We start from the raw sequence: 19807 nt of genomic DNA, 5'->3' as shown, positions 1-19807 counted from the left end.
CGCAAGTCGTGGCTGCGACGATGCAAATCGAAGGAGCTACCGATGCATGCACATTCCAGTCTCTGCCAGACTGACCATCTGCCGCGCGTACAGCGCATACCCGTGTTTCGTCGTGCCGCCGTGGCAGGCCTGATTGCGGCCCTGGCGCCGCTTTCTGCTTTGGCCGTGGAGTTGCGTGCCGAAGTGGTGAGCAAGGGGCTGGAGCACCCGTGGGGCCTGACATTCATTGACCAGGGCCGCATGCTGGTGACCGAGCGGCCCGGCCGGCTGCGGCTGGTACAGCCGGATGGCACGCTGGGCGAGCCGATTCAGGGCGTGCCGCAAGTCGATGCCGGCGGCCAGGGCGGTTTGCACGACGTCGTCGCAGACAGCCGCTTTCAAGACAACCGCACGATTTACCTCTGTTATGCCGAAGCCGGGCCGGGCGGCAATTCGACGGCCATGGCGTCGGCGCGCCTGGCGGAAGATGGCCGACGCTTGGAGCAGGTCAAGGTCTTGTTCAGCCAGCGGCCGAAAGTCAGGAGCAGCGCGCATTTCGGCTGCCGCATCGTCGAAGCCAAAGATGGCACGCTATTTCTGACGCTGGGCGAGCGCTTCAGCCGCAAGGAAGATGCGCAATCGCTGGACAACCACCTAGGCAAGATCATCCGCGTGAAGAAGGATGGCAGCGTACCGCCGGATAATCCCTTTGCCGGCACGGGCAAGCCAGCCGGCGCCTTGCCGGAAATCTGGAGCTATGGCCACCGCAATATCCAGGGCGCGGCGCTGGGACCCGATGGCAAGCTATGGATCGTCGAGCATGGTCCGCAGGGCGGCGATGAAGTGAATCGCATCGAGCCCGGCAAAAATTACGGCTGGCCGGTGATCACGTATGGCGAAAACTATGGCGGCGGCAAGATCGGCGCCGGCATCACGAGTAAGCCCGGCATGGAGCAGCCGCTGCATTACTGGACGCCTTCGATCGCTCCTTCCGGCCTGGTGTTTCTGAAAAGCGCGCGCTATGGCCAGCCGTGGCAAGGCAGCTTGTTCACCGGTTCGCTGAAGTTTTCTTACCTGGCGCGCCTGGAAATGCGGGATGCCAAGATGGGACGCGAAGACAAGCTGCTGCAGGATCTCAAGCAGCGTATCCGCGATGTGCGCGAAGGGCCGGATGGCTTGCTGTATGTCTTGACGGATGAAAGCCGTGGCCAGCTGATCCGCCTGCGGCCCGGGACTTGATCAAGGAAATCAAAACGCGCGGCTGTACTGCAGGCTGAGGATATCCACCTTGTTGCGGTACGTGCCGGTTTGCGTGCCGGCGGCGACTTCGGTGCGGTTGATCGGGGCATCCTTGACGAAGATATGGGCATAGCCGAGGTCCCAGGTATCTTGCCTGCTCGGTTTGAATTGCACGCCAAGGCTGAGCCAGGTGCGGTCGGCATCCGGAATGCGCGCCGAGCGGAATTCATCCCTGACGGGCGTCGGATCGTAGGCCGCGCCGACACGGAATTTCCAGGCATCGTTGTAGCGGTAATTGACGGCCGCGGCATAACGCACCGTATTGCGCCAGCGCTCGGTCATCACGGCATCGGGCGCGCCATTGTTGAACCGTATGCGCAATTCATCAAAACGATTCCAGCGCATCCAGCTGACATCGCCCATGATGGCCCATTGCGGGCTGATATCCATGTAGCCGCTCAGGATGAGCGACTCCGGCAGCGTCACGTCGGCCGCGACGCCGTTATTGCTGAACAGGGGCAAGGCGGCCAATCCGGGAGGCAGGTTCGCCGGGATCTGGTACGAGGCATTGCCGGAGAGATTGTGCTTGATCTGCGAACGGTAGGACAGACCGATGCGGGCCGAATCGGTCGGTGACAGGAGCACGCCGAAGTTATAGCCAAAGCCCCAGTCGTTACCCTTGACCGTGACCTTGCCATCATTGGCCAGCGGCAGAATGCCGCTCCCCAGGCAAGGAATCGCGCCGACGGTAAACAGGCAGATGGTGCCGAAATCGATCGCCCTGGAGAGCTTGACGTCGGCGTATTGCGCGCTGACGCCGACACCCAGCGCCACCAGGTCGTTGAGTCGATAAGACAGCGACGGATTGATGTTGACCGTGGTCAGGTCGGAAGTCAGCGCCTGGTAGCGGCCCACCCAGCCCTCATCGTATTCGGTCCGCAAGCCGAACGGCGCCTGCAAGCCGATGCCGAAGCGCAGGCGCGGCGCCAGATCGGTCGCGAAATACATGGCCGGCACTACTGCCCAGCCTCCCGCATCGCCGCCCGCCTGTGCCGCCCCGCCGGGAATTGACGAGCCGGCATTGGCGAATCGCGAAGATGGCCGGATGACCGCGCCATTGATCATGAACTGGCTTCCCGACATGCGCGCCAGGCCGGCGGGGTTGTAGAAAATGGTGCCGAGGTCTTCCGCCACTGCCGCGCTGCCTGCATGCGCATTGCCGACGCTGCCTGCGCTCATCTCGTTCAAGGCAAAGCCACTGGCATGGACAAGGCTTGCCGGCGCCCAAGCGATCAAGCCAATCATCAGCAAGATCAGCCAGGCAGTCGAACGATGTGCGAAACGCCGGGCTAGCTGCGACGTGGATGTCATGGACTTCTCCAAATCTCCAAACTTCAAAAGGGGCAGAGGCTGAATTGCCAGCACGCCCGGTCCGAAAAAGCTTTTTGAGGAGCAGCAATCGTTCTTTCCGCGGCGGATTGAACTTGTCCCGGCGCCGAAAATATCTGTAGATGGAGAGGGAGAATGCGTGAATGTTCCAACCGGACGAACAGATTATTCGCTTATCAAGGCACAGAACAATGAGCGGAACCCGAAAATAATCCTCTGTCTAATGGGTTGAAGCGGAAATCCGGCCCGATTTCATTCGGGTTAGATCAAACTCTTGTCACTCTCTTTTTCCTATAAGCAGACGTCAGCTGTTTTAGCCCTGTCGCAAACCCTCCTACAAATCATAGGTCCCAGCGCTTCTACTGACGGATTTTTACCGTGAGCGCAAAGCCGCGTCCTTACTGGGATTGCGACCGCTTTTCCCCTTGAATTGATCTAAAACAATTGACGTTCGGAAATGTATAGGGGTAGGAAATTTCCGAATTATTAAAAAGTTTGCTTACCCGGTGTTTCAGCAAGTGCCTGATTCTCGTCAACTTGGGAAATTTTCATAATTCAACCCATCGATTGCTGCAACGCAAAGAACAGCAAAGCTTGTTATCCGCGAACAATTTTTCTAATGGGAATTATTATGCTCAACACACCAATGTCTGAAATCCGGTCCACCTCCGCAACCGCACGCAACGTTTCCGCTGCCGTTGCCCGTCAAGGCAAACTGTGGTCCAACCTCAGCGAGGTCTGCGATCTGTTGCGCATCCCTGCTTCGCTCGGCGCGTTCCAGGATGATTTCCAGTTTCAGCACATGCAATTCAAGTCGGGCCAGCGCGTTCATACCATCGGTCAACCGTTCGACATGCTCTACATCGTCTACTCCGGTTTCCTGAAAACCGTGATCATCGATGAATCCGGCAATGAACAAGTCCTGGGTTTCCCGATGAAAGGTGATCTGTTCGGTATCGATGGCATTCACGGCAAGCAATATTCGACCGAAGCGGTTGCCCTGTCAAACTGCGAAATCATTCTGGTGCCCTTCAAGGCGTTCCTGGCCATCGGCCGCGCCAATGCCGAACTGGAAGCCGCTATTTATGGTGTCATGAGCCGTGAACTGGTGCGCGAACAAAGCCTGATCGGCACCCTGGGTTCGCTGTCGGCCGAAGCCCGCGTGGCACGTTTCCTGGTGTCGCTGTCGGAGCGTTTTTCCGACATGGGCTATTCGGGCAAGCAATTCAACCTGCGCATGACCCGTCAGGAAATCGGTAATTATCTGGGCCTGACCCTGGAAACCGTCAGCCGCACTTTCTCGGCATTCAATGCCGTCGGCCTGATTTCGGTCGACCAGCGCGCCATCGTGCTGCACGATATCCAAGCCTTGCGCACCCTGCGCCGCTTGCCGCCGTCGCATGCCCGTGCCAAGGCTGAAGCCGCCAAGGCCCTGAAACTGGCTGCCGCCAACAAGGAAGCGCAAGCCGCTGCCGGCGCCGAAGTGCAGGCTGCCGTCTAAGGATGGTGCCCCTGCATCGGTGATACAGTTAGATCTCCCCCGGTAAGGGGCAGGATCAACCGCCAACCAGCAGGGTGCGCCACATGTCCAGACCTCTGAAACTCATTGCCATCATCCTCGCCGTTCTGGTGGGGCTGATGGCAATTGCCATTGGCATTTTTGCCGCCACGTTCAATCCCAATGACTACAAGCCGCAGCTGATCCGCCTGGTCGCGGAAAAAAAGCAGCGCACGCTCAGCATTCCCGGCGACATCAAGCTGAGTTTCTTTCCCAAGCTGGGCGCGCAACTTGGCGCAGCCAGCTTGTCCGAGCGGCAAAGCCAGGAGGAATTTGCCTCGGTCCAGCAGGCGCGGGTATCGCTGGCGCTGTTGCCGCTGCTGCGCAAGCAATTGGTCGTGGATAAAATCAGTGTCGATGGCTTGCAGGCGCGTATCCGCCGTAATGCCGACGGCAGCACCAATTTCGATGACTTGCTGGAGCAAAAGAGCGAGGAAGAAAGCAGCGCGCCGGCCGAACCGGCCAGGGAGCCGTTTGCCTTCGATATCTCCGGTCTCAACATCGATCACGCTAACGTGCGCTATGACGACCTGCAGGCGAAGCGCCATGTCGAAGTCACCAATCTCAAGCTGGAAACCGGCAAGATCGCCAATGGCGTCGCCAGCGACTTTACACTCGCGGCCGACGTGAAAAGCAATGCGCCGGCGATCGCCGCACGCCTGAAAGCCAAGAGCGGCTTTACCATCGACCTGGAACAAAAACGTTATGCGCTGCGCGGCGCCGATGCCGAGATCAAGGGCCAGCTGCTCGACTTTACGGATGCCTTGCTGCGTTTTTCCGGCAACGCCGATTTGCAGCCGGCTGCCAAGCAATTTGCCCTCGATGATGTGAAGCTGGACGCCAGCGGCAAGCTGAAGGCGCAAGCGCTCACATTGCGCCTGGAAGCGCCCAAACTGGCGTTGTCCGATACCGCCGCCAGCGGTGGCAAGCTAAAGGGCGAAGCCAAGCTGGTGGAAGGCGCGCGCAACATCACCGCAAATTTTTCCGCGCCATCTTTCGAGGGCACGCCGCAGGCATTCAAGCTGCCCTCGGTCTTGCTGGATATGGTCATCCGCGAAGGCAAGCTGGATGCCAACGCCAAGCTGGCCGGCAGTATCAGCGGCGATATCGACAAGATGCTGTTCCAGTCGCCGCAACTGAAAATGACGCTGGCCGGCAAGCAGGATAAGGTTGCCATCGACGGCACGCTGACCACGCCGCTGACGGCCAACCTGAAGAGCAAGCGCATCGAGTTGCCGAATATCGGCGCGGCCTTTACGCTGCCTAATCCGGCTGGCGGCAACCTGAAATTGAATGCCAACGGCAATGTCCGGCTCGACATGGCCAAATCCGACCTGGATGCCGCGCTCAAGGGCAAGCTGGACGAGAGCAGTTTCGATGCCAAATTCGGCATGTCTTCCTTTTCGCCAGCGGCGTATTCCTTCGATATCGATATCGACCGTCTCGATGCCGACCGCTATCTGGCCAAGGCCGCCCCTGCATCGGCCAAGCCTGCCGGACAAGCAGCGGGACAAGCAGCGGGACAAGCAGCCGGTGCGGGCAAGGCAGCGCCAGCCAAGCCGCTCGACTTGTCGGCCCTGCGGGAATTGCGCGCCAAGGGTACGGTCAATATCGGCGCATTAACTCTCCATAACATCAAGGCGTCGAAACTGCATGCCACGCTCAATGCCGGCGCCGGCAAGGTCGAGGTCAATCCGTTGAAAGCTAACTTGTATGGCGGTAGCGCCAGCGGCTCGGTATCGGCGACGGCCACTGCCACGCCGCGATTCGCGCTCAAACAGAATTTGAGCGGCATCGATGTCGGCGCTTTGCTCAAGGATGCGAGCAACAAGAATCCGATCGATGGCCGAGGCAACGTCGTGCTGGATGTCACCAGCACAGGCGGCGGCTTCGACCAGATCAAAAAGAGCCTGGATGGCAGCGCGCGCCTGGAGTTGCGCGAAGGCGCCGTGCATGGCGTCAACGTGGCGCAGGCAGTGCGCAATGCCAAGGCGAAGATCGGCGAATTGCGCGGCCAGTCGGTGACCGAGACCGGTACCGGATCGACCGCAGAAAAGACCGATTTCAGCGAATTGACCGGCAGCTTTCGCATTACGAATGGCGTGGCGCGCAACGATGACCTGAGCGTCAAGTCGCCGCTCTTGCGCGTCGGCGGCGCCGGCAATATCGACCTCGGTGCGGAAAGGCTGGATTATCTTGCCAAGGTCACGGTTGTCTCGACGCTGCAGGGTCAAGGCGGGCCGGAATTGCAATCGCTGAAGGGGTTGACGGTGCCGGTGCGCCTGTCCGGTCCGTTTACGGCAATCGGCTGGCGCATCGATTTCGCCGGCTTGGTGAAGGAAGCGGCGAAGGAAAAAATCGAGGAGAAAAAATCCGAGATCAAGGAAAAAGCGCGCGAGGAAATCAACAAGCAATTGAAGGGCTTGTTCGGTAAATAGGGCGGCGCGGTGCGCATGAAGCTCATGTGCAGCACTGTGCTGGCGCGGCTATAATTGCCGTTCTATCTAAGCCGTCGTCGTAGCCTTTTGCTGGCTGACCGGGGCGGCATATAGGAGGACGACCTCCCCCGTTTTTGGGAATACAGTCCGGGACGGCCCGGCTCTTTTTGTAAAGGAGAGCCGCCATGGCCTGGATCACGTTAATCATCGCCGGACTCTTTGAAGTCGTTTGGGCTTATTCGATGAAGCTGTCACATGGCTTCACCAAGCTCGTTCCCTCTGTCATCACGATGGTCATGATGATAGCCAGCTTTGCCTTGCTATCGTTTTCCATGCGCACGCTTCCGCTTGGCACTGCCTATACGGTCTGGACCGGCATCGGCGCTGTCGGCGCATTCATCGTGGGCATCGCGGCGTTGGGTGAGCAGGTGAGTCTCATGCGGGTGGTTGCCGCAGCGCTGATTGTTTGCGGCCTGGTGCTGATGAAACTTTCAACGGACTGATTGTTCCTGGCGGCACCGATGGCAAGCTCCGTATGTCGGGCTTCTCAGGCGAGTACGCGTAGCGCTGCCTGATATCCCCACCAGGACGCTTCCTCAAATACGGAAAAACCGGACAAGTCGGCATGGGCAAAAAGAATCGGCCCATCTACTGACTGCAAGGCCTTTAAGCCCGCGTTGCTCAAAAAGCCGGGGCGCGGACTGGCCATGGCATGCGCCCGCAGGGTCAGGTCGGCGCGCTCGACGATCCCAGCAAAACGTGGGCCATACGCCGCCGTCAAATCACTCATCGCCAGTTGCAGCAATTCCTGTGGATGGGCATCCTGCAGCCAGCGGCGCGCCACTGGCGGCTCTTGTGCCGACAGGTCGATATAGGCCGTCAGCACCGTCTTGGGCGGCGGCGCAACCCGCACATCCTGGTGGGTGGAGACGACATAGCCCAAGCCCTTGCCGCCATAAATGACATTGTCCCAGGAGAGTGGTGCCTGCGGTAATTCGCGAGGAAAGCCTTTGAGCAGAAAATTGGCCACCATCCAAGGCGCGTAAGACGGCATATGCCGGGAGGCGTCGAAGCCAAGGTCGCTGATGTGTTGCACGACGCGTGCGGCGACGAAGAGCGGCATGGCGCAAATCGCCTTGCTGGCCCGCACCAAGTAGGTACGCGGCTGGCCGCCATCAAGTTCAAAGCAAAGCGCCTGCACGCCCTTGCCGGATTTTTCCAGCGCGATGACCGTGCCGGATCGGCGCCGTTGGCCGGCTCGGCGATCAAGACCTGCTGCCAAGGGTTCCAACCCGCCGGGCCAGGTCAGCCAGGCGCCATCGGCAGCGTTTTCCGCCTGGCCGCCGCGACTGCAGAAATAATGCAAGCCGGCCCAGGCCGACACCTGGTCATAGCCGCAACCGTAATCATCGCGGCAGCAATAATTCACATACCAATGCAGGGTCGGCGCGCGATAGCCGTTTAGCTCCAGCCACGTGCGAACGCTGATGCGGTCGAGCGCCCGCCATGCGGGGTCTTGCGAAGACAGGGCGCTCGGCAGCGTAAACAACCGCTTGCCATCGTTGCCATGCAAGGCATGGATGCGCGCCATCTCATCGTGGAAGCGCCGGTGCTCCTGCAATTCCCATTCGGGCACGCCTTCCTTCGGCAGCACGCCCTCTTGCCAGCGACCTTCAAACAATACGCGTTCCTGCGGCTCATGCAGCAGGAATCGCTCGTCGTAATACGGCTTTTCAGCAGACGGATTGCGCAGCAAGATGCCAAGGTCATGCAGGATTTCGCGCACATGAAAGGCATCCTGCGAAGGCAGCGGCAGGTAGTGGGCGCCGGTCGGGAAAGCGTAGTCGCCATACTGACCGCCGGCAGCATTGCCGTAGGCTTGCGGCCCATCGATGACCAGAAAGTTGCGATGCCCTTCCTTGTTGAGCTTCCAGGCGGCGGTCAGCCCGGCGATGCCCGAGCCGAGGATGACGATATCGGTGTCAATCTGTGCCGAGGGCGCAGGCAGTGCACGATGGTCGCGCAAGTCGCGCAGGTAGTGCCCCTCTGCTCTACCGGGAACACGAATCTGCGGCGTGATTTCCTGCCAGCGCCAGTAAGCGGCAGCGCCGGCGGCGGCGAGCATGCCGGCGCTGCCCGCGCCCAGCAAGAAGCTGCGCCTGTCCATCAGCGCATCACCCGTCGCCAATCCTGCTCGAACTCGTGCACCAGCGATTGGGTATTCAAGCGGTTCGGCGCCATCGGCAGGCGTTGCATATCGGGCGGGAAGGTAAACATTGCCTGTGTCGTCTCGCCATTCAGATAACGCAAGGGCAGCCGGTAATGCTGCGGTGGTGCGTAGGGCAATTGCGGCGAAGCCAGTACGAAGCCCCATTCACCGAAGGATGGCACGTACAAGTGATAAGGCCAGGTCGCCAGGCCCGCTTCGCGCAAGGTAGCATCGATGGTCCAGTAGGCATGCGGCGCGAAAAAGGGCGAGGTCGATTGCACGACGATCAAGCCATTGGCGGCGACATGGCGTTTGAGCTGCGTGTAGAACGGCACCGAATAGAGTTTTCCCAGCGCGAAGCTGGAGGGATCGGGAAAATCCACGATGGCGGCATCGAACACTTGCTCGTTATGCTGCAGCCAGATCGCTGCGTCGGCGTTCACGACGGTCACGCGCGGGTCCCTGAGCGCGCCGCGATTGAGCTGCACGAGTTCGGACCGGCTGGCAAAGGCTTGCGTCATGGCCGGATCGAGGTCGACGAGGGTCACATGTTGAATGTTCGGATAGCGCAGGATTTCGCGCAGGGCCAAGCCATCGCCGCCGCCCAGCACCAGGACCGAACGCGCCCACGGCAGCGCTTCCAGGGCCGGGTGCACCAGCGCTTCGTGATAGCGGTATTCGTCGCGCGAAGAGAATTGCAGGTTGCCGTTGATGTACAGCCGCAAGTCATCCTTCCAGCGCGTCAGCACCAGTCGCTGGTAAGGCGTGGCGGTGGAAAAAATGATCTGGTCGCCGGACATGGCTTGTTCGCCCCAGCGCACCAGGCGATCCGAAGCGATGAAACCGGCCACCAGCAAACTCATCACGGCAGACGCGCGCAGTACGCGACCAGTGGCATGCACTACCTCGGCACGGAACGTATAGATAGTCCACAGCCCGACGCCGACATTGAGCATGCCGAACAAAAAGGCCGTGCGCACCAGACCAAGCTGCGGCGCCAGAACCAGCGGAAACAGCACCGACACCGCCAGCGCACCCAAGTAATCGAAAGTGAGGACCTTGCTGACCAGTTCGGAAAAAGCAGTCTGCCGCGCATTCAAGGCGCGCATCACCAGCGGGATTTCCATGCCGACCATCGCGCCCACCAAAAACACCATCACGTATAGCATGGTGCGAAATGGCGCGCCGGTCCAGGCAAAGGTGAGAAACAGGATGGCCGCCGACAAGCCGCCGACGAGGCCCACCGCCAGTTCGATATCGATGAAGCGCGCCAGCACTTCGTCATCCTTCACATACTTTGAAAAATGCGCGCCCACGCCCATGGCAAACAGATAGCAGCCGATGATGGTGGAAAACTGGAAGACCGAGTCGCCCAGCAGATAGCTCGACAGCGCGCCCGCCACCAATTCGTAAGCCAGGCCGCAGGATGCGACGACGAAGACGGAAAAGATCAGGATGTGGCGGGTCATCGGCAATGAGTGCGCAGGCGGCGTGAGGCTTGTTGTGAAATTATTACGTGAGTGAGGACGGCGCTGCCGCCGAGGCAAGATTTTCGATTAGTATAGTGGCAATTTATATCCGGATGGACATTCATGAATTCTCTGCCCGCCTTCGCCAATTACCTGATCTATCTCGCGCTCGCCGGTATGCTGCTCACCGTGTTCTTTGTGATTTATACGCGGGTGACGCCGTTTAACGAAGTGCTGCTGATTCGGCAAGGTAACACTGCCGCCGCGTTTTCGCTCGGCGGCGCGATCATCGGTTTTTCGCTGACCGTGGTGTCTGCCATCATGCATACCGCGGGCTATGTGCAATTCATTGCCTGGGGCGCCGCCGCGCTGGTGGTGCAACTGGTCGCTTACCTGGTGATGGAACGCTGCATGGCGATGTCCAAGGATCATATCGAATCCGGCAACGTCGCCTTCGGCGGCTTGCTGGCGGCAATTTCCATTGCGGTAGGCGCCATCAATGCCGCCTGCATTTCCTGAATCAGTCAGGTCATCAATCCGAGAGAGGAACATCATGAGCTTGTTCGATTTCGTCAAGACGCAGTTTATCGACGTTCTGCAATGGAACGAGGAAACCGAAGGCGTGCTGTCGTGGCGCTACCCGATGGCGGACTTCGAAATCCAGAACGGCGCCACGCTCACCGTGCGTGAATCGCAGATGGCGATGTTCGTCGACGAGGGCCGGGTCGCCGACATTTTCGGTCCTGGTAACTACAAGCTGACCACCCGCACCCTGCCCGTGCTGACCAACCTGAAAAACTGGGACAAGCTGTTCGCCTCGCCTTTCAAGTCGGACGTGTATTTCTTTTCGACCCGCATCCAGACCGGACGCAAGTGGGGCACGCCGCAGCCGATCACGATCCGCGACAAGGATTTCGATGCCATCCGCCTGCGCGCCTTCGGCATGTTTTCCTATCGCGTTGCCGACCCCAAGCAATTCTTCACCGAGCTGGCCGGCACGCGCGAGGTCTACACGCGCGACGATGTCGAGGCGCAGCTGCAGGGCATCATGCTGGCTTCCATGGCCAATTCGCTGGGCGCTTCGCAAATCCCCTTCCTCGACATGGCGGGCAACCAGACGCTGATGGCGCAGCAGGTCAAGGGCGACCTGGCGCTGGCATTCAGCCGCTATGGCCTCTCGCTGGACGAATTCAATGTCGGCACGATCAGCCTGCCGGACCAGTTGCAGCAGGCGCTGGACGCGCGCATCGGCGCCGGCATGAAGGGTGGCCTGTCCGCCGACAAGCTGGCCGGCTACACGCGCTTCCAGACTGCCGAGGCGATTCCGCTGGCGGCGCAGAATGAAGGCGGCCTGGCCGGCATCGGCGCCGGACTCTCGACTGGCGTCGTCATGGGCCAGGCGATGGCGCAGGGACTGGGCCTGGGCGCCGGCGTGCCGGGCGCGGGCGTCATTCCCGGCGCCGTGGTGCCGCAACCGACTGGAGGCGCGCCGGAACATGCCGCCGTTCCGCAACCTGCTCCAGCCGCAGCGCCTGCCACCGATTCGCCCGAGGCACGCCTGGCTCAGTTGAAAGGATTGCTCGACAAGGGGCTAATTTCGCAGGCCGACTACGACGATGCCAAGGCCAAGGTCTTGCAAAAGCTGATCGGCTAGAAAGCGTCATACATGCAGAAAGTATCCTGTCCGAGTTGCGGCGCGCCGGTCGAGTTCAAGTCGCATGCCTCGGTCATGGCGGTATGCGCCTACTGCAAGAGCACCCTGTTCAAGGATGCCGACAGCGTGCGCGACATGGGCAAGATGTCGGCGGTGCTGGAGGATTATTCGCCGCTGCAGATCGGCACCTCCGGCAGCTTCGGCGGACAGAAATTCACCGTGGTGGGGCGCATCCAGCTGCGCTACGACGCGGGACTGTGGAATGAATGGTATGTCTTGCTCGCCGACGGCCGTGGCATGTGGCTGTCGGAATCCGGCGGCCAGTACACGCTGACGCAGGAAAAGACTCCCGCAGCGGAATTGCCGCGCTTCGATAAGATTCGCATCGGCGCCACCTATGGCCTGCTAGGCATGCTCTGCACCGCCGCCGACGTGCGCGTTGCGCAATGCACCGGTGGTGAAGGCGAATTGCCGTTCCAACTCGGAGCGGGATGGCAGGCGAAGGTCGCCGACTTGCGCAGCGGCCGCCATTTCGTCACGCTGGATTATTCCGAGAGCGACACTCCGAAAGTCTATGCCGGCCAGGCCGTGACGCTGGACCAGCTCAAATGCCAGCTGCTGCGCGACGATGAAGCGGTCAAGGAATCCGCCGGCGCCTATCGCAAGCGCATCCAGGCCTTGTCCTGTCCTTCCTGCGGCAGCAGCCTGAATTGGGTGCCGGGCGTCACCAAACAGATCGTTTGCCCGGCTTGCCGCTCGCAAGTCGACACCACGACCGATGTGGCGACCGTGATGGAAGCCGGCGAGCGCATGGCGCGCCTGAAGACGACGCTTGAGCTGGGCGCCAAGGCGACCATCAGCGGCAATGCCTATCAGGTCATCGGCGCCATGCGCAGGCGCGACGACGAAGGTGAGGAATGGACGGAATACCAGCTGTACAGTCCGCGTGCCGGATTCTTGTGGCTCATCGAAACCGCCGACGGCTGGCAACGCGCCCGCGTGCAGGACGACTGGCCGGTATGGAACCGCGACGGCGCCATCAAGCTCGGTTCAGCCACCTTCCGCAAGCTGTATGAATACCAGGCGACCGTTGTCAGCGCAATCGGCGCCTTCAACTGGCGCGTGCAGCAAGGCGATACCGCCCATGTGGTGGAATTCGAATCAGGCAAGAACCGCCTGGCCGCCGAAACGACGCAAGACGAGCTGACGTGGTCTTATTCGACGCCTGTGGGCGCCGACCAGATGCGTGCCTGGTTCGGCTTGAACATCTCGGACAAAGCGCTGGCACCCAAGACCGATATCGTAAAAATCGCCGAGTACTTCTTGTACGGGATCTTCGGTTTCAACTTTATCCCCTTGACGTCGGCGTTCGACGAAACCTGGCATTACTCGGCATTCGCGGCGGCCGCCATCTGGCTGCCGGCAAAGATCATGAGTCTCATGCAGGATGAATAGCGTACGCATCACTACACTAAGCCTGACTACAACAACATGAATGGCAAATTCATTGTCTATGCGCTGATCGTGGCATTCATCAGCGTCGTGGCCAGCTGGGGCAAGCTGCTCTCGCCGGGCCATGGGGGGAGCAGCTACCGGTCCGGCAGCAGCTGGAGCTCGAATTCGGGCGGCGGTTCGTGGGGCGGCGGAGGACACAAGTGACGCCGGCGGACTTGCGTCATTCAGGCATGCACCTGATCGCCGACCTGCACGGTATCGCGGGCGAAAAACTCTGCGACGCCGATGCCATCGCCGCCCTCTTACGCGCGGCGGCACAGGCAGCTGGCGCCACCATCGTCTATAGCCACTTTCATGGCTTCGGGCCGGGCCAGGGCATCACCGGCGTGGTGCTGCTGGCGGAATCGCATATTTCGATCCATACCTGGCCGGAACTGGGTTTCGCCGCGCTGGATATTTTCATGTGCGGGCATGCCCAGCCGCATCGGGCGCTGGCAGTAATCGAGGCAGCATTGGCGCCGGATTCGCGAACCATACAGGAACTGCCGCGCGGTTATGCCGTCGCGCCACTTTCCACTCGAGAAAAGTCGTAGACGTTTCAGTAATTTGAAGTCTTAGGTTCGTCTTGGCAAAGCCTCACTGCATCCCCTGCACGCTCGAAACCTTGAGAAGCAAACCCGCAAACCGCGAACGCAATTCATTTGCAAATTGCTATGTAATCTCGGCAAATCCCAGTGATTTACGCTGCCGAGCTTATGCCGCACCGACATAAGCATAGAAAATAATAATTCTTGTACCTGCAATGATAGGCCGCTAATCTTCAGGATGTAGCCAAGTCTTCTATAATGCTGGGTTTGACCAGTGTCTTGCAGTTTCCAATGAAACTATCTTTTAACAACATTACAAAGAATTTTTCCGGCTTGCACGTCATCGAGCAATTCAGCTCTGAAATGCAAACGGGAGAACTGGTGGCGCTGGTAGGCCCGTCCGGATGCGGCAAGTCGACCTTGCTGCACATTGCCGCCGGCCTGGAAAAGCCCAGCAGCGGCAGCATTCTGGCCGATGGCAAGCCGGTCACCGGCCCGCACCCGGAACGCATGCTGATGTTCCAGGAGAATGCGCTCTACCCGTGGCTGACCTTGGTGCAGAACGTGGCGTTGGCGCTGGAATTCCAGAAAGTGAGCAAGGCCGAAGCGCGCCGGCAAGCCGTGCAATGGCTGGCCAAGGCCAAGCTGCAGGGGTTTGAGGATTATTATCCGCACCAGGTCTCGGGCGGCATGCGGCAACGCGCGGCACTGGCGCGCGCCTTCGTGTCGGAACCGAAAGTGCTGCTGCTGGATGAACCCTTCGGCGCGCTCGATGCCCTGACGCGCATGACGCTGCAGGATGCCCTGCGCGACCTGATCCGCGAAGTGCGCCCGACCGTGCTCCTGGTGACGCACGATGTCGATGAAGCGCTGTTTTTGGCCGACCGCATCCTGGTGTTCAGTCATCGCCCGGCCACGGTGCTCAAGGAATTCAACCTCGCGCACCATGAGAAAAGCCACGATTTATCCGAATTCGCTCCCATGCGGCGCGAAATCCTGAGCCTGCTCGGGATCCATGCCGAAGTGGATGCAATCAACTCAACAGAAGGAGTGGAAGTATGAAATTGTCTCGTTTGATTCTGGCTGCCGCCGCCGCGCTGGCGCTGACCAGCCAGGCATTTGCCGCTGAAAAGTTCAAGGTCGGTTACATCCGCGTCATGGATGATGCCCAAGCCATCGTCGCCCAGGAAGCCGGCTTGTACAAAAAGCATGGCCTGGATGTGGAACTGGTCGAGTTCAAGTCGGGCACCGACCTGATCAAGGCGATCGTCGGCGGCCAGCTCGACACCGGCGTCTTGGGCTTCACCAATGCGGTGGCATGGGCTTCCAAGGGCGCCGACCTTAAAGTGGTGGGCGGCGCGCAGCATGGCTATCACGCCATCATCGCGCGTGACGATGCCGGCATTAACAAGGTCGCCGACCTGAAAGGCAAGACCCTGGCGTCGCAAGCCGAAGGCAGCACGGCTGACACCGTCCTGAAGGGCGTGGTGCTGAAGAATGCCGGCCTGAAGACCGATGAAGTGAATGTCATGGGCGTGTCGCCGCAGGTGGCGGTGCAGTCGCTGGTCGGCAAGCGCGTCGACGCCGCCTTCCTGTTCGAGCCGCAAGCCAGCATTGCCCAGCTGATCGCGCCGGTCAAGCAAATCTATGAAATCGGCGAAGTCTGGCCCTTCCCCTGCATGGTCGTGATCACCTCGGGCGACACCCTGAAGAACCGTCGCGCTGAAGTCTGGAAGTCGCTCGATGCGCAAAAGGATGCCATCGACCTGCTGCAGAAAAAGCCTGCCGATGCATCCAAGCTGATCGCCGGTTATTTCATCTCCGAGCCGACGCTCAAGACCCTGAAGAAAGGCGACGTGCCGCGCGAGGAAGTGATCACTGCCGCCATCAAGAGCCAGACCTTCAGCCCGCTGGTGACGCCGAAGGAAGAAGCGCGCATGCAGGAAATCGCCAACATCATGCAGGAACAGGGCGCCCTGAAGACCCGCGACGGCAAGCCGTTTGAAGTCAAGTCGATCCTCGACCTGTCCTGGCAAAAGGAACGCAAGCTGTAATTGGTAACTTGCTATACTGCGGACTTCGCAGATTGACGATGGCCGGCGCTCTGCCGGCCATCTTGTTTTGAGATTGACATGAGCACCCAGACCCGTCTTTCCGGATTACATAAGAAACTCGCCTTCGCCCTCGCCGTCGTCCTGATCCTGCTTGGCTGGCAAATCGCCGCCTGGATCTTGCCCGACTTTTTGATGCCGGATGTGCCGGTGGTGATGAAGCGGCTGTGGGAAGAGATGCAATCCGAATCCTTCCGCGCCGCCTTGTGGGGCAGCCTGATTCGCCTGGGCAGCGGTTATGGCGCGGCGCTGGCGTTCGGCATTGGCTTTGGCCTGATCGGCGCGGTGCTGTTCTTTTTCCGCGAAGTGTTGAAGTCCGCCATCATCATCCTGCAATCGATTCCCTCGATCGCCTGGGTGCCGCTGTTTTTGATCATGATGGGCTTCGGCAATCTGCCGATCATCGTGGTCGTCGCCATTGCGGCATTCTTCCCGGCTGCGCTGTCGGTGATGAATGCCACCGAAAGCGTGCAAAAAGTCCATGTCGCGGCGGCCCGCGTGATGGGCGCCTCACGCTGGGATCTGTTGCGCCGGGTGTACCTGCCGGCGGTGATGCCGGAATTGATCACGGGCGCCCAGCTGGCTTTCGGCAATGCCTGGCGCGCGCTGATTTCGGCAGAGATGCTGATTGGCTTCGGCAAGGGCCTGGGCCGCTCGCTCTCGTATGCCGGCGAAACCGCCGACATGGTGGGCGTGATGACCAGCATCCTGACGATTGCCATCCTGGCGCCGCTGATCGACCAGCTGGTGCTGGAAAACCTCAAGCACCGCGTGCTGCGTTATCAATACGTTTAACTACCTGCAATGATTCCGCTGCTATGAAACTGTCGTCGCACCTGCCGTCCTCCGCCATGCCGCTACCGGCAGGCGCAGCGGCGCTGGTAATGGCGGCCGCAACAGCAGTGACTGGCTTGGGCATGGCATTGCCGGCAACGGCCGCCGACACGCTGGCGCAAGCCCGGCAGCGCGGTGAGTTGAGAATCGGCATGGCTTATGTCGCGCCGGAATACGCCGCAGGCGCCAAGTTCCGCACTCCGGAAGGCATCGAACACGCGCTGGCGCAGGATCTGGCGCAGCGCCTGCAAGTCAAGGCCGTGCCGTTGCAGCAAACCGCGGACAAGCATCGCGCCAGTCCGGCAAAGGCGCGCAAGGCCGATCTGCAGTTGCTGGTCGCGCCAGCCGGCGCATCATCGGCCCGCGCCGACGTGGCGGCAGTGCCGACTGGTTACGTGGCCGCGCCAATGGCCATCATGCGCACCGATACCACCATCAAAAGCTGGGAACAGTTAAAGGGGCGCAGCGTGTGCGTGACGCAAAGCGGACGTTACGCCGGCCTGGCGGCGCGCTATGGCGCCACTGAAAAATCATACAAGGCGGCAGCCGATGCCTTGCTGGCGCTGCGCACCGGCGCCTGCGACGCCACTATCCACGATGCCGCCTTGCTGGAAGAATTACTGAAGCTGCCGGAGTGGAAAAAGTTTTCCGCGCGGCTGACACCGCTTGGCGGCGCACCGCTCGTCATCATTCTGCCCAAGGATGACGACAAGGCCCGCGCCTGGGCCACGCAAGTGACGCAGGACTGGCAAGCGAGGGGTTATCTGCAGCAGCAATTGCGCCTCATGGCGCGTAATATCGCCTTTGAAGTCTATCTCGACCAGGATGTGCCGGACTGCCATTGAGGCGTTCGAGCCTATTCGTCCCTACTCCAGGTATTGCGCATTCCAGCGCCGGTACAGTTCATACGCAGCGGCCTTCATCGCATACTTGTCGGCGTAATCCTTCGGGTCGAGCGGGTCATACACATAAAAGTTGGCGCGGTTGTTGACCGCCGTGGCCATGTGGCGGATCTTGTCCGGCAAGGTCCAGGGCGATTGCCATTCGAAATCATCCTGCGCTTCGTAATGCAGAAATACCGGCAGGATGGGAATGCCGGTGCGCATGGACACGTCAAACGCCCCCGATTTGAACTCGGTATGCAAGCGCCGCCCCTTGCAGCCGCCCTCCGGATAGAGCGCAATGTTTTGCCCGCCATTGACGGCATCGGCCATGACCTGGATCGCCTGCTGGCGCGACGCCGGATCGTCGCGGTCCACATACAACGTGCCGGCGGCGCGGCTGATGCGGCCGACGATGAACCAGTCCTGCACCTGCAGCTTGGCCAGCGACACCACGTTAAACAGCGCGGGGATGCCGATGTCTTCGAAAGCGCTGGGGTGGTTGGCGATGAGGATGAAGCGCGCCGGCAGCGGCCGCAGGTTTTTCTGATGCAGGCGTAAGTCGACATCCAGCGCGCGCACAAAAGCGCGGCACCAGGCATGGAAGAGATAAGCTACCGGATGCTTGCCGCGCCAGGGCAGCCAGGAAAGCAGATATAGCAGTACGGTAAATATGATGAAGTCGATCCAGCCGATGGCTTTGCGCAGCAGGCGCAGTAGGGGTAGCATCCAGTCTCCCTTGTCTTGTATCGATACAATGATACATGAGCAAGGAAAATTATTTCCTTAATGCTTGCCGCAACTCTTCTGCTAAATGCTTGCGTTTTTCTACCGTGACGAAGCGGCCGACTTCCACGGCATATCGCCCACCGCAACGCAGGCGAATTAAGTCGCCATAACGTCGGGGCGCCTCCACCCTTATCCAGTTTGGTTCCAATCGGAACTGATGAACGTTATCGGCCTCGACACGCTCCACCAGCAGCGACCCGTCCGCCAGCACGATCCGTTCGCGGTCGCGCGCATGCCGCGCAAAATGCACAAAGGCGGCAGCCAGGGCAGCAATTTCCATCGCTGCAAATACCAGCACCAGCCAGGCGCCGTACAGCAGAACGAATGGAACCGCCAAACCCAACATGGCAAGGCATAAGCTGCCCAGCGCCGCAATCGACTGGCGCGGCGTCAGCGAACAGTTACGTTTTAACAGCCATTCCCGGTTGTTCATCGGCAGCGTATCTAAGGTGTGGTAAGCCGTCTCTAGCTATAGAGTCGCTGCCGTAGAAATAATTTCCGATATGCCCGGATCAAGCCGGCATGAGGCCTTTGGAACTTGCAGGCAAATCGCCAAAGCTACTTCCATTCAAGCGGATGTGGACGGCGGTACTTATTGCAGGCCCCGTCTGGTCGACCGTTATATGAAGCGCTTTATCCTCGCCCGGCGCAAAGGGATGCCGCAGCTGGCGGCAACCTTTCAACATTACTCGTTACAGGTTTTAAGAGCCGGTGCCATGGCAGCATTGTCTTGAGTGATGATGGGCTTTTTTCTCCCATATTCATGGGATGTGCTTTCGTCTTGCGAGCGCTACCATCTTTCCTTGCGGACAGGACGAACGGGTGAGCATGATATGATTATTGCAAGAAATGTGCTTGCAATGTGCGCGCCGGTTTTGCAGTTAATTAGTACTGTCTTTTTTAACAGGATATCGTCGTAAGGCCGATGAATGCGGCGTTTTCGGCTAAGCGGAGAGTCGGGTTAGGTGGCAGGCTGACCGGGTTAGACGGACAGTTTCATTCTGCGACGGAGTTGTTGACGTTTTTTTCGTTTAATTAGTACTGGGTGTTTATGCAGGTCGGCTGCAACTTGTTGTAAGTTTGGGGTTTTCTCTTAATCAGTGCGCCAAGTTAGGTGGCAGTGACCTGCTACCCAATTTAGTCCGGAATGGACATGGAATCTGCGGTTAAAAAACTATCTGCAAACTGGTCTGGGGCCAAGTAGCCCAGCGAGCT

At 59.8% G+C, this 19807-nt stretch carries 18 protein-coding genes; 13 read left to right on the top strand and 5 right to left on the bottom strand.

Annotated elements, in window-relative coordinates:
* Nucleotides 1-42: 42 nt before the first annotated feature.
* Nucleotides 43-1218 carry a PQQ-dependent sugar dehydrogenase gene (locus EDC30_RS18720; protein WP_132260382.1) on the top strand — a complete coding sequence of 392 codons (1176 nt, stop codon included), beginning with the start codon at nt 43-45 and terminating at the stop codon, nt 1216-1218.
* 9 nt (nt 1219-1227) lie between these two features.
* Here the strand turns inward: EDC30_RS18720 and EDC30_RS18715 are convergent, their stop codons facing one another.
* Nucleotides 1228-2589 carry an OmpP1/FadL family transporter gene (locus tag EDC30_RS18715; RefSeq protein ID WP_207907329.1) on the bottom strand — a complete coding sequence of 454 codons (1362 nt, stop codon included), beginning with the start codon at nt 2587-2589 and terminating at the stop codon, nt 1228-1230.
* A 649-nt stretch (nt 2590-3238) separates the two neighbouring features.
* Between EDC30_RS18715 and EDC30_RS18710 the strand changes: the two genes are divergently transcribed.
* From EDC30_RS18710 to sugE, 3 genes are all read left to right on the top strand, one after another.
* Complete coding sequence (locus EDC30_RS18710) at nt 3239-4108, top strand: Crp/Fnr family transcriptional regulator (protein ID WP_132260381.1); 870 nt, start codon at nt 3239-3241, stop codon at nt 4106-4108.
* Nucleotides 4109-4191: 83 nt separating this feature from the next.
* Nucleotides 4192-6603 (top strand): AsmA family protein, encoded by a 2412-nt coding sequence (locus tag EDC30_RS18705; RefSeq protein ID WP_132260380.1) that lies wholly within the window; start codon nt 4192-4194, stop codon nt 6601-6603.
* A 185-nt stretch (nt 6604-6788) separates the two neighbouring features.
* On the top strand, nt 6789-7106 hold the full coding sequence (gene sugE, locus EDC30_RS18700) for a quaternary ammonium compound efflux SMR transporter SugE (protein ID WP_132260379.1): 318 nt from the start codon (nt 6789-6791) through the stop codon (nt 7104-7106).
* Nucleotides 7107-7150: 44 nt separating this feature from the next.
* On the opposite strand, the gene EDC30_RS18695 is transcribed toward sugE, so the two are convergent.
* Together EDC30_RS18695 and EDC30_RS18690 are read right to left on the bottom strand one after the other, a co-directional pair.
* Complete coding sequence (locus EDC30_RS18695; RefSeq protein WP_132260429.1) at nt 7151-8770, bottom strand: NAD(P)-binding protein; 1620 nt, start codon at nt 8768-8770, stop codon at nt 7151-7153.
* Nucleotides 8770-10281, bottom strand: a complete 1512-nt coding sequence (locus tag EDC30_RS18690) for a polyamine aminopropyltransferase (protein ID WP_132260378.1) — start codon at nt 10279-10281, stop codon at nt 8770-8772. Before EDC30_RS18690 ends, EDC30_RS18695 begins: the two co-directional genes overlap by 1 nt.
* Nucleotides 10282-10404: 123 nt before the next feature.
* Here EDC30_RS18690 and EDC30_RS18685 point away from each other — a divergent pair, with 123 nt between their 5' ends.
* The 9 genes from EDC30_RS18685 to EDC30_RS18650 all read left to right on the top strand — a co-directional run bounded on the left by EDC30_RS18685 (nt 10405) and on the right by EDC30_RS18650 (nt 17767).
* On the top strand, nt 10405-10800 hold the full coding sequence (locus EDC30_RS18685; RefSeq protein WP_132260377.1) for a DUF350 domain-containing protein: 396 nt from the start codon (nt 10405-10407) through the stop codon (nt 10798-10800).
* A gap of 34 nt (nt 10801-10834) precedes the next feature.
* Nucleotides 10835-11935 carry an SPFH domain-containing protein gene (locus tag EDC30_RS18680; RefSeq protein WP_132260376.1) on the top strand — a complete coding sequence of 367 codons (1101 nt, stop codon included), beginning with the start codon at nt 10835-10837 and terminating at the stop codon, nt 11933-11935.
* A 12-nt stretch (nt 11936-11947) separates the two neighbouring features.
* Complete coding sequence (locus EDC30_RS18675; RefSeq protein WP_132260375.1) at nt 11948-13390, top strand: DUF4178 domain-containing protein; 1443 nt, start codon at nt 11948-11950, stop codon at nt 13388-13390.
* Nucleotides 13391-13426: 36 nt separating this feature from the next.
* Nucleotides 13427-13594, top strand: coding sequence for a hypothetical protein (locus EDC30_RS19540; RefSeq protein WP_165973886.1), 168 nt, complete (start codon nt 13427-13429; stop codon nt 13592-13594).
* A 26-nt stretch (nt 13595-13620) separates the two neighbouring features.
* Nucleotides 13621-13983 carry an adenosylmethionine decarboxylase gene (gene speD, locus EDC30_RS18670; RefSeq protein ID WP_132260427.1) on the top strand — a complete coding sequence of 121 codons (363 nt, stop codon included), beginning with the start codon at nt 13621-13623 and terminating at the stop codon, nt 13981-13983.
* Nucleotides 13984-14268: 285 nt separating this feature from the next.
* Nucleotides 14269-15039 carry an ABC transporter ATP-binding protein gene (locus tag EDC30_RS18665; protein WP_132260374.1) on the top strand — a complete coding sequence of 257 codons (771 nt, stop codon included), beginning with the start codon at nt 14269-14271 and terminating at the stop codon, nt 15037-15039.
* Nucleotides 15036-16031: an ABC transporter substrate-binding protein gene (locus EDC30_RS18660; RefSeq protein ID WP_132260373.1), complete on the top strand. Its 996-nt coding sequence runs from the start codon at nt 15036-15038 to the stop codon at nt 16029-16031. Before EDC30_RS18665 ends, EDC30_RS18660 begins: the two co-directional genes overlap by 4 nt.
* 78 nt (nt 16032-16109) lie before the next feature.
* Nucleotides 16110-16883, top strand: coding sequence for an ABC transporter permease (locus EDC30_RS18655; RefSeq protein WP_132260372.1), 774 nt, complete (start codon nt 16110-16112; stop codon nt 16881-16883).
* Between the two features lie 23 nt (nt 16884-16906).
* Nucleotides 16907-17767, top strand: a complete 861-nt coding sequence (locus tag EDC30_RS18650; protein WP_243656864.1) for a type 2 periplasmic-binding domain-containing protein — start codon at nt 16907-16909, stop codon at nt 17765-17767.
* A gap of 21 nt (nt 17768-17788) precedes the next feature.
* Here the strand turns inward: EDC30_RS18650 and EDC30_RS18645 are convergent, their stop codons facing one another.
* A complete protein-coding gene (locus EDC30_RS18645; protein ID WP_132260371.1) occupies nt 17789-18532 on the bottom strand; it encodes a lysophospholipid acyltransferase family protein in 744 nt (247 codons plus the stop codon).
* A 49-nt stretch (nt 18533-18581) separates the two neighbouring features.
* Complete coding sequence (locus EDC30_RS18640; protein ID WP_132260370.1) at nt 18582-19025, bottom strand: DUF2244 domain-containing protein; 444 nt, start codon at nt 19023-19025, stop codon at nt 18582-18584.
* Nucleotides 19026-19807 lie beyond the last annotated feature (782 nt).

The sequence above is a fragment of the Paucimonas lemoignei genome (genome assembly GCF_004342585.1).
Taxonomy (GTDB): Bacteria; Pseudomonadota; Gammaproteobacteria; order Burkholderiales; family Burkholderiaceae_D; genus Paucimonas; species Paucimonas lemoignei.
The sequence above is the reverse complement of the archived record's forward strand: the minus strand, read 5'-3'. Positions and strand labels throughout refer to the sequence as shown.

Coding starts and splice junctions, on each gene's coding strand:
- EDC30_RS18695 (WP_132260429.1), bottom strand. CDS start 8,770: ATGGACAGGCGCAGCTTCTTGCTGGGCGCGGGCAGCGCCGGCATGCTC.
- EDC30_RS18690 (WP_132260378.1), bottom strand. CDS start 10,281: ATGACCCGCCACATCCTGATCTTTTCCGTCTTCGTCGTCGCATCCTGC.
- EDC30_RS18640 (WP_132260370.1), bottom strand. CDS start 19,025: ATGAACAACCGGGAATGGCTGTTAAAACGTAACTGTTCGCTGACGCCG.
- EDC30_RS18705 (WP_132260380.1), top strand. CDS start 4,192: ATGTCCAGACCTCTGAAACTCATTGCCATCATCCTCGCCGTTCTGGTG.
- EDC30_RS18650 (WP_243656864.1), top strand. CDS start 16,907: ATGAAACTGTCGTCGCACCTGCCGTCCTCCGCCATGCCGCTACCGGCA.
- EDC30_RS19540 (WP_165973886.1), top strand. CDS start 13,427: ATGAATGGCAAATTCATTGTCTATGCGCTGATCGTGGCATTCATCAGC.
- EDC30_RS18715 (WP_207907329.1), bottom strand. CDS start 2,589: ATGACATCCACGTCGCAGCTAGCCCGGCGTTTCGCACATCGTTCGACT.
- EDC30_RS18665 (WP_132260374.1), top strand. CDS start 14,269: ATGAAACTATCTTTTAACAACATTACAAAGAATTTTTCCGGCTTGCAC.
- EDC30_RS18720 (WP_132260382.1), top strand. CDS start 43: ATGCATGCACATTCCAGTCTCTGCCAGACTGACCATCTGCCGCGCGTA.
- EDC30_RS18710 (WP_132260381.1), top strand. CDS start 3,239: ATGCTCAACACACCAATGTCTGAAATCCGGTCCACCTCCGCAACCGCA.
- EDC30_RS18660 (WP_132260373.1), top strand. CDS start 15,036: ATGAAATTGTCTCGTTTGATTCTGGCTGCCGCCGCCGCGCTGGCGCTG.
- sugE (WP_132260379.1), top strand. CDS start 6,789: ATGGCCTGGATCACGTTAATCATCGCCGGACTCTTTGAAGTCGTTTGG.
- EDC30_RS18655 (WP_132260372.1), top strand. CDS start 16,110: ATGAGCACCCAGACCCGTCTTTCCGGATTACATAAGAAACTCGCCTTC.
- EDC30_RS18675 (WP_132260375.1), top strand. CDS start 11,948: ATGCAGAAAGTATCCTGTCCGAGTTGCGGCGCGCCGGTCGAGTTCAAG.
- EDC30_RS18680 (WP_132260376.1), top strand. CDS start 10,835: ATGAGCTTGTTCGATTTCGTCAAGACGCAGTTTATCGACGTTCTGCAA.
- speD (WP_132260427.1), top strand. CDS start 13,621: ATGCACCTGATCGCCGACCTGCACGGTATCGCGGGCGAAAAACTCTGC.
- EDC30_RS18645 (WP_132260371.1), bottom strand. CDS start 18,532: ATGCTACCCCTACTGCGCCTGCTGCGCAAAGCCATCGGCTGGATCGAC.
- EDC30_RS18685 (WP_132260377.1), top strand. CDS start 10,405: ATGAATTCTCTGCCCGCCTTCGCCAATTACCTGATCTATCTCGCGCTC.